This is a genomic window from Flavobacterium taihuense (genome assembly GCF_019351435.1).
GTDB lineage: Bacteria > Bacteroidota > Bacteroidia > Flavobacteriales > Flavobacteriaceae > Flavobacterium > Flavobacterium taihuense.
Window position 1 is genome coordinate 19,702 of sequence record NZ_JAHWYN010000009.1, and the last position, 14,033, is coordinate 33,734.

At 35.9% G+C, this 14,033-nt stretch carries 3 protein-coding genes; all 3 read right to left on the reverse strand.

All coding sequences use genetic code 11. The features are described 5' to 3' along the window. Positions 1-182 precede the first annotated feature (182 nt). The 3 genes from KZH69_RS11500 to KZH69_RS11510 all read right to left on the reverse strand — a co-directional run bounded on the left by KZH69_RS11500 (position 183) and on the right by KZH69_RS11510 (position 13,659). Positions 183-5,348, reverse strand: a complete 5,166-nt coding sequence (locus KZH69_RS11500; protein ID WP_219317592.1) for a RemA C-terminal-like gliding motility protein — start codon at positions 5,346-5,348, stop codon at positions 183-185. Positions 5,349-5,634: 286 nt separating this feature from the next. Continuing rightward, on the reverse strand, positions 5,635-9,729 hold the full coding sequence (locus KZH69_RS11505; RefSeq protein WP_219317593.1) for a RemA C-terminal-like gliding motility protein: 4,095 nt from the start codon (positions 9,727-9,729) through the stop codon (positions 5,635-5,637). Between the two features lie 666 nt (positions 9,730-10,395). Beyond that, entirely contained in the window at positions 10,396-13,659 is a 3,264-nt protein-coding gene (locus KZH69_RS11510) for a RemA C-terminal-like gliding motility protein (protein ID WP_219317594.1), read from the reverse strand. Positions 13,660-14,033: the final 374 nt, after the last annotated feature.

Consider the following 14,033-nt stretch of genomic DNA (forward strand, 5'->3'; position numbering starts at 1 on the left):
AATTATATTATAATAAAATGATTTTAACAATGTTAAATTCTCACATAAAAAAAATTATCCCTTTTTAAATTATTCTGCAACTACGCAAAACAATAGATCATATCACTGAAAACCTTATTTTGACATAAAAAAAATCCCATTCTGAATAAACAGAATGGGATAATATAAATAAGTATTATAAATTATTTTTGAAAAATAATTTCTTGCGTTACCCATTTTCCATTTTCCAATTGTGTTAAGACAATCAGAAATTGGTCACTAGCTGTTAAATTCTCAATCATGAATTCATCCTTACTCACCTTGTTATTTTCGTAAATCAAGCTGCCTTTTAAATCATATACCTTAACCGCTGCAATAGTTTCCTCAAAAGAATTAATTTTTATCTGGTGATTCTTAACCGATACAATAACCGATTTCCCACTTGTGTCAAAACTATCTGTCCCCAATGTAGTCTTATCGGCATATCGCAACACAAAACGATCATTAAAAGTCCCCTTTAGAGTCGTAAAAGAATAAGGTCCATTCTTTAAGTTATAAATAACATTGGCAACCTTATCTTCTATATAAACCGCTTGATTTGTCAAAGTACCATCCACTTTATCGATGCTGATATCAAAAGCACCATCTATAGTCGCTTTATAACCTAGTGGCACTTCATCCGTTTTATTAAAAGGCAAAGCACGACCTTGTATTGTTAGCGTTTTTTCATTGTTAATACTGTAAAAGTCAACATACGAATTCCCGCTAAAACTAACACCGTCATACAAATTATCATACTCATTTGTTGCCCCATCTATATAACCAACCAATAATTGCTTGAAAGCACCTCCTGGATTGCTTAAATTAAGCCAAACCCTATTCTTTTCCTTTGTTACTGTTTTTTTGGTTTTGGCAATTTTGAAAAACTGACTGTTAGATCCAGGATCAGAAATTCGCATTCCATTATTAAATACAAAATTTCCAGCAATTTTACTTCCTACAAAAAAGGACTGCCCCGATGCAATTTTACCTGCGGGAGGGTCAACTCCTGGTACAGTTATAGTTGAACCCGTTAAAGTAAAAGTAGTATAATCATTTGACGAATAACTATATACCGTACCGGTTTGCGTAGGAGCCGAATTATGTGTCCAAAAATACAAACCACCATATATCACTGAAACATTATCTTCCATAAACGTTTCTGCATCAACAGCAGATGGATATGGATTTCCTATTAAATTATTCTGCCCTGCTAACACCGGAACCGAGATGACTCCATTGTACGGCACTCCTATAAACTCAACTGGTTGTGAATAAGTTGTTCCAGTCCAGGAATCTTTACCATTAGGGTAAGTAGAATTTGGCTTGGGAACACGGATAATAAATCCTTTACCTGCATCATTCATTTTATTATTTCCATTTTCGGTTACCCATTTGTTATTGGCATAACTATAATACTTATCCCAAAAAGTGTTTGGTGATAACACATTCAAAATCTGATCTTTTACTGGGGATGACCAATATGTAAAATCAAAGTTTTTCATTGGTGCCGAAACTCGTCTGTAAGTAATTGACCCCGTATTTACAGCATCATCATCCAGCTGAACCAAACTCGCATTGTTCTCAAAAATTAAAGTTCCCCCATTGGTTACTGCATTTGTGATAGTCATTGTTTTCCCACCTGGAATAGTTACAGTAAAACCTGCATTTACCTGACACGAACAACCTCGTATATCCACATTTTCACCATAATTGCCATTAAAAACAACTATATCATCTATAGTTGGTGGCACAGCATTGTTTGTTTTTGACCATTTGATTCCATTCCAAGTATTGGTGATTGGTGCATTTATTGAAATAGGTGCCGAAGCTAATGAAACACAAGATCCATTTCGAGCCATTACCGTATAAGAACCTACTGCAAGACCAGAGAAAATCCCATCAGAGTTCGAATAATCTACTCCATCTATGCTATAATTCATTCCCGTTGGGGATGTAACAGTAATGGTTCCTGTTGACACCACACAAGTAGGTTGAGACGTAGCTGATGCTATTGGAACTACTGGCGTAGAATTCATTGTTACAGCAACCGACGTTCTTGTTGTGCTTACACAACCTGTGGTCGTATTTCTTGATTCACCATAATAAATCGTCGATGACAAAGCTGTACCTGATGCAAGTGCTGTTCCTCCTGATGCTGCGGCATACCAATCAACAACACTTCCTGATGGTGCTGTACCTGTCAATGAAGCAACTGTTGAACTTCCGCAAAAACTTTGTGATGATGCAGTTGGCACTACTGGCAATGCATTTATTGTTACTGCAACCGACGTTCTTGTTGTGCTTACACAACCTGTGGTTGTATTTCTTGATTCACCATAATAAGTAGTCGATGACAAAACTGTACCTGATGCAAGTGCTGTTCCTCCTGATGCTGCAGAATACCAATCAACAACACTTCCTGACGGCGCAACACCTGTCAGTGAAGCAACTGTTGAACTTCCGCAAAAACTTTGTGATGATGCGGTTGGCACTACAGGAGACACAGTGATTATTGAACTGTAAGCAGAGTTGCCACTAGTATTAGGACCACATCCGTTATAAGCTCTTAACCTATAATAATAAGTAGTACCATTAGTCAACCCAACAACATTCTTTGAAGTAACTAGCCCAACGTCCAAACCACCATATCCTGCAACAAAACTTGAAAACCCACTATTTGTTGAAACATCCAATTTATAGCTTGTAGCTGTAGGTACTGAATTCCAATTTACAATAAAGCTAGAACAAGTAATGGAAGTGGCAGCTGTTAATATTGGAACTGTTGGAGCTGTGCTAGGACTCGTAGTAATCGCAATAGAAGATGTACTATAGATACAAGTCGAAGAATTGGCACTAGAACCAGTCACATTTCTTCTATAATAAATTTTGGTTGCCGAAGCTGGATTTGTACCAAGAACTGTATAATCTTCCGAAGTGGCACCAATGATATCACCCCAATTGGAGTTATCAATAGATGACTGCCATTGAAACTTAATAGATGGATTAGCATTTCCGCCTTGATAAGAAATGTTCGAACCATCTAATGTCGTTGCGGTATTTACACAACGTACTATAGGCCCACTCGTCACGATAGTGTTAAGAGCGTTTATAGTAGAAGATGCTGGATAAATTGTAAAATTAGAAACATTATTTCCGGTCTTTTCGTAATAATCAAAAATCAATTCACTATTTCCATTTAAAGAGACCAAAACATTTGCATAAGCAGTAGCACTTTGTTGAGTCCATGCATCAAAAACTAAAACCCCGTCAACATATAACCGTACCCCGTCATCCCCTGTTACTCCAACAAAGTAACATCCCGCTGGAAGTGTTGATCTCATTTTATATCGAACTACAAAAGTTTCAGTATAAACTGATTGTGAAGTACCACCTGCGGTAAAAGGGAAACAAGTCGTAGTTGAAACACTTGTATTATAATTTTGAGTAAATGAAGTAGTTGATCCTGAAACAGTATTAGCTTGTGTAAAAGAACCTAGATAATTACCAAATGCATCTGCATCTGAAGGTTCAACTGTTGCTGTGTCAGAAAAATTATAGACATGCCCAATCCAAAAATCTGCACCGAAAGCTGTTTGACTGTCTGCAATATTATTCCCTCCAATGTATGTAACCGTTATATTATCTGTTTGCGCACTGGTCTGACAATTTGCACTATTAAAAACTACATACAAAACTCCAGTAAAAGTGGCAGTCCAATCAATGGTAGCTGCAGAAGTAGCAGAAGCAGCATTTGTTGTAGCTAAGGCGGTAGTTGTGCTACTCCCATTAAATAATGTTAACCGTTTTATAAAAGTTTTACTGGTGCCAGTACTAGCAATACGATATTGCACCCCTTCAATAACATTTACTGCTATGTAACTATCAACAGGAACAGCAGAAAAAGTTATTCCACCAATATTAGCACCTGAGACATTACTATTATAACAAATAGACTGAGTTGTCCCTGATTGTACATTACTTGCAAATGGGCAAAAAGCAGGAACAACCTCTCCTGTAGCCAAGATCATAGCATCTCTATTTTCAGCTCCGTTCTGGAATTTTATCTGTGCTAATTGTGCTGCTGTCAAACCCGCTGCTGAATTCCCAACGAAAATCCTTCTTCCTGCACTACCAAACGCTCCTGTCCAACCTGTAATAGTAAGTATTTTACCCGAAACCCAAGTAGCTCCGTTGCTACTCGCCAAATTTACTGTATGATTTGCTGCTCCTAATGCGATTGTTGAATTATCGTTTAAAGTCAAAGTTCCCATTGTTTCACTAAAACCACCTGTAGAATAACTTCCTCCATTAAACACAAGCTTTGCAGCATCTGAAATTCGGTTAGTAGCATCCGGTGCGAGTACAGCAGTCCCCGAAACAGTTAAGTTATTATTGACAGTTGTTGTTGCTGAAATAGTTTTGATTCCAGAACCTGAAAGAGTGAGATTCGTATAAGTAGTTGCTCGAACGGCCTGAGCTAGGCCATCATAATTTACATTTGAACTTGTCCCATTCAAAGCAATAGTACTTGTTCCTGTAGGCGTCAAATTAAAAGGAGCTGCATTCCCCAACAGAAGAGTTCCTGTTGCTACTCCAGTCGCCATAGAAAAAGTGGAGGTATTAGCAGAATTTTGATTGGTTGTAGTAATTTGACCGTCGACATTTAAAATCCCACTCTCCAAATTAAAAGTGGAGTTATTAGTTCTAGTTGAAGGAGATGTAATTGTTCTACTAACAATTCCTAAATTTTCAATTATGTTAAAATAAGAAATGGTAGAAGTCAATATTGTAGTCGCATTAGAACTAGGCACAGCGTTATTACCAACTGTTAAACTAAAACACGACAATGTTCCTAACCCTGATATTGCAACTGTCCTATTACTGCCATTAGATGAATCAACAACAATTGAACCAGTAGTAGTATTCCCTACCGTTAAGGAAATACCAAGATTTACCGATAAGGAAGGTGTATTTCCGTTAAATTCTAAAGAAGTACATGTAGCATTAGCTGTTACAGTAATCGCATGACTCATTATTACAACAACATCTCCAGTACCTGGAACACCAACTCCACCCCAAGTAGCAGCACTGTTCCAATTTCCAGATTGTGATGATGTATAGGTCGTAGCATTTGCAAACGAAACCGAAAGGAAAAACATTAATAAAAAAGCAAAATACTTATTTAAACTAGTTCTTTTATGTCTTGTTTTATTCTGATAAAAATCACAACTATAACTATCAATTTGAAATAATTGCGACAATTTTCTTTTTACCTTATCCTCCTGAGAAGAAAAAAAGGCAACAACTGTAAGTAAAATTTTATTCATTTTATTTGGGGATATAACCTGGTAAAAAACACTAAATACTATATGCTTTTATTTTTGAATATTTTTGTTTGTAGGCATTTTTTTTGTTTCGACAAAGCAAAAACACGTATTTTTACGTATCAAAAGTAATCATTAAAAAATTATTTTTCCCACAACTGTAAAGAATTGCGGATTAATTTAATATAACCAACTTAATTTTAGATTCTTACATGTTTTTTCATAAAAAATCCCATTCTGAACAAACAGAATGGGATAAGAATGGGATAATAGATATAAGTCTTATAAATTAATTTTGAAAAATAATTTCTTGCGTTACCCATTTTCCATTTTCTAATTGTATCAAAACAATCAGAAATTGATCACTAGCTGTTAAATTCTCTGCAATGAAATCATTCTTACTCACCTTGCTATTTTCATAAATCAAGCTGCCTTTTAAATCATATACCATAACTGCTGCAATAGTTTCCTCAAAAGAATTAATTTTTATCTGGTGATTCTTAACCGATACGATAACCGATTTCCCACTTGTGTCAAAACTATCTGTCCCTAATGTAGTCTTATCGGCATATCGCAACACAAAACGATCATTAAAAGTCCCCTTTAGAGTCGTAAAAGAATAAGGTCCATTCTTTAAGTTATAAATAACATTGGCAACCTTATCTTCTATATAAACCGCTTGATTTGCCAAAGCTCCATCCACTTTATCGATACTAATCTCAAAAGCACCATCTATAGTCGCTTTATAACCTAGTGGCACTTCATCCGTTTTGTCAAAAGGCAAAGCACGACCTTGTATTGTTAGCGTTTTTTCATTATTAATACTGTAAAAGTCAACATACGAATTCCCGCTAAAACTAACACCATCATACAAATTATCTAAACCATTTGTTGCCCCATCCATATAACCAACCAATAATTGTTTAAAAGCACCTCCTGCATTGCTTAAATTAAGCCAAACCCTGTTCTTTTCCTTTTTAACTGTTTTTTTGGTTTTGGTGATTTTAAAAAACTGACTGTTAGATCCAGGATCAGAAATTCGCATTCCATTATTAAATACAAAATTTCCAGCAATTTTGCTTCCTACAAAAAAGGATTGCCCCGATGCAATTTGACCTACAGGAGCAGCAATTCCTGCTACACCAGTACTTCCGAGCAAAGTAAAAACAGCATAATCACTCGACGCATAACTATATACCGTACCAGTTTGAGTAGGAGCCGAATTATGTGTCCAAAAATACAAACCACCATATATCACTGAAGCATTGTCTTCCATAAACGTTTCTGCATCAACAGCAGATGGATATGGATTTCCAATTAAATTATTCTGCCCTGCTAACACCGGAACCGAAATGACTCCATTGTACGGCACTCCTGTAAACTCAACTGGTTGTGAATAAGTTGTTCCAGTCCAGTAATCTTTACCATTAGGATAAGTAGAATTTGGCTTGGGAACACGGATAATAAACCCTTTGCCTGCATCATTCATTTTATTGTTTCCGTTTTCGGTTACCCATTTGTTATTGGCATAACTATAATACTTATCCCAAAAAGTGTTTGGTGATAACACATTTAAAATCTGATCTTTTACTGGGGATGACCAATATGTAAAATCAAAGTTTTTCATTGGTGCCGAAATTCGTCTATAGGTAATTGACCCCGTATTGACAGCAGCATCATCCAGCTGAACCAAACTAGCATTGTTCTCAAAAATTAAAGTTCCCCCATTGGTTACTGCATTTGTGATAGTCATCGTTTTCCCACTTGGGATAGTTACAGTAAAACCTGCATTTACTTGACACGAACAACCTTCTATATCCACATTCTCACTGTAATTTCCATTAAAAACAACTATATCATCTATAGTTGGTGGCACAGCACTGTTTGTTTTTGACCATTTGGCTCCATTCCAAGTATTGGTGATAGGTGCATTTATTGAAATAGGTGCAGAAGCTGGTGAAATACAGGATCCATTTCGAGCCATTACCGTATAAGAACCTACTGCAAGACCAGAGAAAATCCCATCAGAGTTCGAATAATCTACTCCATCTATGCTATAATTCAATCCTATAGGAGATGAAACCGTAATGGTTCCTGTTGACAACGCACAAGTAGGCTGCGATGTAGCTGATGCCATTGGAGATGCCGGAGTAGTATTTACTGTTGCGGTTACATCAAATCTTGACGTACTTTCACATCCAGTTACTGTTTGCGTTGCAAAATAATGCGTTCCATTTACCAATGCAGTGGTTGTAGCTAATGGACTTCCGCCACTTAATGCAGCGTACCATTGAACAGCTGTACCTGTAGCCGCTAAATTTGCAACTGTTGGTAAAGCTCCCGAACAAAATGACTGAGCCGCTGTTCCGGTTGGTGCTGATGAAGTAGTATTTACTGTTGCGGTTACATCAAATCTTGAAGTACTCTCACAACCGCTTACCGTTTGAGTGGCAAAATAATGTGTTCCATTTACCAATGCTGTGGTTGTAGCCAATGCACTTCCACCACTTGATGCAGTGTACCACTTAATAGCTGTACCTGTTGCTGCTAAATTTGCAACTGTTGGTGAAGCTCCCGAACAAAAAGATTGTGCTGCTGTTCCTGTTGGAGCTGCTGGCGTGGTATTTACTGTTGCGGTTACATCAAATCTTGAAGTACTCTCACAACCGCTTATCGTTTGAGTGGCAAAATAATGTGTTCCATTTACCAATGCTGTGGTTGTAGCCAATGCACTTCCTCCACTTGATGCAGTGTACCATTTAATAGCTGTACCTGTTGCTGCTAAATTTGCAACTGTTGGTGAAGCTCCCGAACAAAAAGATTGTGCTGCTGTTCCTGTTGGAGCTGCTGGCGTGGTATTTACTGTTGCGGTTACATCAAATCTTGAAGTACTCTCACAACCGCTTATCGTTTGAGTGGCAAAATAATGTGTTCCATTTACCAATGTAGTGGTTGTTGCTAATGGACTTCCTCCGCTTAATGCAGCATACCATTGAACAGCTGTACCTGTAGCCGCTAAATTTGCAACTGTTGGTGAAGCTCCCGAACAAAAAGATTGGGCTGCTGTTCCAGTTGGTGCTACTGGCGTGGTATTTACTGTTGCGGTTACATCAAATCTTGACGTACTTTCACATCCACTTACCGTTTGAGTGGCAAAATAATGTGTTCCATTTACCAATGCTGTGGTTGTAGCCAATGCACTTCCACCACTTGATGCAGTGTACCATTGAACAGCTGTACCTGTTGCTGCTAAATTTACAACTGTTGGTGAAGCTCCTGAACAAAATGACTGAGCCGCTGTTCCGGTTGGTGCTACTGGCGTGGTATTTACTGTTGCGGTTACATCAAATCTTGAAGTACTCTCACAACCGCTTACCGTTTGAGTGGCAAAATAATGTGTTCCATTTACCAATGCTGTGGTTGTAGCCAATGCACTTCCACCACTTGATGTAGTGTACCACTTAATAGCTGTACCTGTTGCTGCTAAATTTGCAACTGTTGGTGAAGATCCCGAACAAAAAGATTGTGCTGCTGTTCCTGTTGGAGCTGCTGGTGCTGGTGTAACTGTTATTGCTATTTCAGACGTAACTGCAGTACACGTACTTTTTATTTTCAATCTATAATAGGTCGTTTGAGATAACGTTGAAGAAAAAGTATAAGTTGCACTAGTTCCATTTGGGCTAATATCAGTAAAACCACCGCCAGAAGTTGTAGAGCTTTGCCATTGGTAGGTTGGTGAAGAAGCCGATGTACTACTAGTTAACACCGAAGGTGTTGAATTTGAGCAAATAGTTTGATTGCTTGAAATAGAGCCTGTAAAATTACACAAGTTACCACCTGAACATGGACCTGTGGAACAATCACCAGTTGAACCAAAAATAATACCAGGTTGTCCATTATTGGCAGTTGTAATTGATCCTGTTGTATTTAACGTACCCGAACCGCTAATTACTGAACCTTGCCCTCCAGTAACATTCCCATTAACACTTACGGCGCCATCAAATACAATACCCGCACTATTATTGCTGTTATTCATTAAACCATAAACTATCAAAGTAGCACCAGATTTAACATTGACATTAGAACCATTTTGAAAGTCTACCACTTGTGTTGTAGCGGTATTAGCAACAACACCAACTGTTAACGTAAAAGGAGAATTAATAATAAGAGTTCCACCGGTATTAACTGTGATTGAATTTATTTGAGCATCACTATTGATCGTAAATGTCCCTCCATTTTGAACAACAATATCAGCACCCGCATAAGTTGCACTATAAGTCACGGCGGAATTAATATTAAAATTGGCAGCATTTACAATACCTGAAAAAACAAAAAACAAAAATATAAATAGATTCAATTTGGTTTTAAGTAAATTTTTTTTCATAGAGTTTGGGGGTATTTGGGGGTATTCTAATTATGACGAAAAAATATTGAATATTATACGCATTTAAAAAATGAAAAAATATTTTTTGCCTATTTTTTTTATGGCGAGGCTGAAAAACACGTATTTTTACGTGGCAAAATTAAACATTAAAAATTATTTTCCTTTAAGAAATTCCAAAAACGCACTTAAACTTTAGTTAAATAACTGAATTTCATTGATTTTCAATATTATTTGAAATTATAAACTTACAAAAATGATTTTATCTTGAATCCATAAAATAAAATTAACGAGAAATCGTACTTAATTATTTTTCGAGAATGAGAAATGAGATTTGCAACACTTTACCAATCAAAAAAATAAAATGCTTTTTAGCACTCAAAAACTTGAACACATCTAATTTAAATAAATTAAATTAGATCTAAACATTTTTTATCGATTAAAAACATTACTTATAAATATAAATAGTATTTATCTTAATAAAAAAATAAAAGCCTAAACATAAAAACATAAAGAAGGCGCTTAATTTTTTTATAACAAACTATACAATTTCGTTGCATGCTGGTTTTTTTGGAGGGAATATTGAGCAAATGATAAAAAAATAGTAAACCAAAAAAAAACTGCTCAAATATTACAATTCGAACAGTTTTTAAAAAGATTTCAGTTCCTTTATTCACTAAATATGATTTCTTTGGTAACCCATTCTTCATTAGCTAATTGAACCAAAACAACTAGAAATTGTTCACTGAAATTAAATTCAGGAATAGTAAATTCTTTGTCATTTACATTTTCTTTTTTGTAAAGTAGTCTTCCATTCAAATCATAAACCATCACTTTGTCCAAAATTTCATAGGAGGAATTAATATTTATTTGATGTTTTTTAACAGAAACGAGTAGAGACTGATTAACTAAATCAGACTTATTAGTACTTAATACATTTTTCTTAAGATTGTTATCAATATAACGCAAGACAAAACGATCATTAAAAATACCTATAGCAGTAGAAAAAGAATAAGACCTTTTTTTAAGATCTACAATATCCCCTGTAACTTTGTCTTCGATAAATATATTTTGATCTACCAAAGCACCATCTACTTTATCAATACTAATTTCAAAAATTCCTGCTATACTTGTTTTATAACCTAGTGGAACCTCATCTGTTTGATCAAAAGGCAAAGCGCGACCTTGTATTGTAAGCATCTTTTCATTATCAACACTGTAAAAGTCTACATAGGAATTCCCATTAAAACTAATACCATCATACAAATTATCTAAACCATTTGTAGCTCCTGCTATATAACCAACCAATAATTGCTTGAAAACACCTCCTGAATTCGTTAAGTTCAACCAAACTCTATTTTTTTCTATTTTTGCTGCTCTTTTAGTTTTGTTCATTTTGAAAAATTGACTGTTAGATCCAGCGGCAGAAATACGCATAGCATTATTAAATACAAAATTTCCCGCAATTTTACTGCCTACAAAAAAGGACTGACCTGATGCTATTTGTCCAGATGGAGCGGAACCTCCCGTTGTTGCTGCAGTACCGCCAGATATATTAAAAACAGCATAATCATTCGAGGCATAACTATAAACCGTTCCAGTTTGTGTTGGAGCCGAATTGTGTGTCCAAAAATACAAAGCTCCATATATCACTGAAGCATTATCTTCCATAAACGTTTCAGCATCAACAGCAGATGGATATGGATTCCCAATTAAATTATTCTGTCCTGCTAGCACCGGAACCGAAACAATACCGTTGTTCGGCACTCCCACAAACTTTACAGGTTGCGAATAAGTAGTACCAGTCCAATATTCCCCGTTGGGATAAGTAACATTAGGCTTTGGAACTCGAATGATAAACCCTTTACCAGCAGGATTCATTTTATTATTTCCGTTTTCGGTTACCCATTTGTTACTAGCATAACTATAATACTTATCCCAAAAAGTATTGGGCGACAAAATATTCAAAACTTGATCTTTTACCGGTGATGACCAATAGGTAAAATCAAAATTTTTCATTGGAGCAGAAATTCGTTTATAGATAATAGTACCCGTATTGATCGCATTATCATTTACCTGAACTAAACTTGCATTGTTCTCGAAAGTTAAGGTAGCTGTTCCTAAAACATCCAATCCATTCTCGAGCTTTAAAATAGCAGTGTCATTTAATCCTCCCGGAGTTCCAACTACTACATTTACTCCTGAATTAATCTGACAAGAACAAGCATCTAGTTCTGTAGTTATTGAATAATTGCTTGCAAAAATTGCTTTTCTATTATTAGAAGCACTAGGAACTCCATTGCTCCATGATCCACTACTGTACGTTGTAGTAGGAAGCGAAACCACTATAGCGCTTGAATAGCCGCTTGAGCCGCAACTATTTACCGCCTGAAGACGAACATAAAAAGTTGAAGACGTCGTCAATCCAGTCACATTTTCGGAGAGTACATTCCCAAGATCTTTATTATTATATAGTGGCAAAATAGTGGAAAATGCTGCGTCTGTAGCCACATCAATATAATATTTTGTTGCACTGGAAGAGGCAGACCAATTGGCATAAAAAGAAGTTGCCGAACAAACAAGACTTAATGTAGAAGGAACCAAAGGTATCGATGGGGCTCCTACAGTTACAGTTACAGCAACATCAAATCTAGAGGCACTTTCACAACCATTTACCGTTTGACTTGCATAATAATGATTCCCATTTACCAAAGCTGTAGACGTTGTTAAAACAGTGCCACCACTCGATACTGCATACCACAAAATTCCAGAACCCGTTGCGCTTAAACTAGCAACAGTAGTTGAAGGATCTGAACAAAATGATTGCGAGGCTATGCCGGTTGGAGGTAAAGGCAAAGCATTAACGGTTACTACTGTTCCCAATGATGATAAACTCTGACAACCATTTGCATTAGTCACCATTACAGTATAATTACCTGCTACTGTAGGAGTAATACTTTGGGTAACTTCACCAGTAGACCACAAATAACTGCTTGCTACACTAGATGTCAACACAACACTACCTCCTTCACAAAAAGTTGTAGAACTACCTGCAGTAATTAATGGAGTAGTTGGTTTTGCATTAACAATTACATTAATACTTTCAAAATTGGAATATGGATTCCCATTATAAATTACATTACAGGTAAGTTTAGCCACATAAGTTCCTGCTATAGCATTTGTTATTATAGGATTTTGAACACTTGTAGTTGTAGTAATGTTATTTGGGTCTTTAATTGACCACGTATATGTAACAGTAACACCTGAAACACCAGTAGAATTTCCAACTAAATTAATGGTTTCTCCTTCACAAATGGGAGAATTTGAAGTAGCAATGGCATTTAAGGAACCTCCTCCATTCATAACCTCTATAAAGGTAAGTCCCGTAGATCCACCACCATTACAATATGCATATGTATCTGTACCAATGTAAATGTCTTGATTATGATTACAATCCCCTATAAGTCCAAAATAATCGGGATTTGGAGTAGCGTCTGTAGTTACCTGTAAAATAGCATTAGCGGGCAATTTCAAATTAACCTTGTTAATAAATGTAATAGTCCCTAATAATGGAGTAACAACAATAGACGTTGTATTAAAATTGTAATCCGTACCAGTGCCTCCAGTATTTACTCCTGTTAACACTAAAGACCCACTTATAGTAATAGTGCCCATAGGCTGGGTGGCGATCCCCGAGGTACCGATATTTATAGTACTACCATTTTGGATAAGCACAGCACCCGTCCCTGTATACTGTCCTGGATATCCTTCAAGAACCGTTGGTGTAACCCAAACTGAACCATTATAATACAGCCAACTAGAAAGAGTAGTCCAATTTCCAGTACCTACTGATTTAAAATCACCTATATTTTGAGAAAAGACCGCATTTTGAATTAAAACAGAAAAGAATATAAAAAGTAGATTTTTTTTCATGATATCCAATTATTAAAAATTAAAACATCTATTTTACAAATCATTACAAACAAAACTTGTATTAAAGTTATGCCTTCTTATCAAAAATCAATAATTAAATCGTCAAAACACTTTTATATTCGCTAAAAAACAAAACATCTGATTATCAGCAATTTGTGTTGTGTAAAAAAGAAAGAAATTGATTTCGAAATAGAAATACAGCTGTAAGAATATATCGTTTTAAGTATCTATAAAGTACAATAAATACTAAACCTATTTCTGTGTCCAAGAAATTGTAAACTCCAAATCATTGAAAATATTTTTTGATTAGCAATTGCGCTTTCGGAGTACTCATTATAAACAGACTTCCTATATGTTTTTAATAGTAAGAAGCT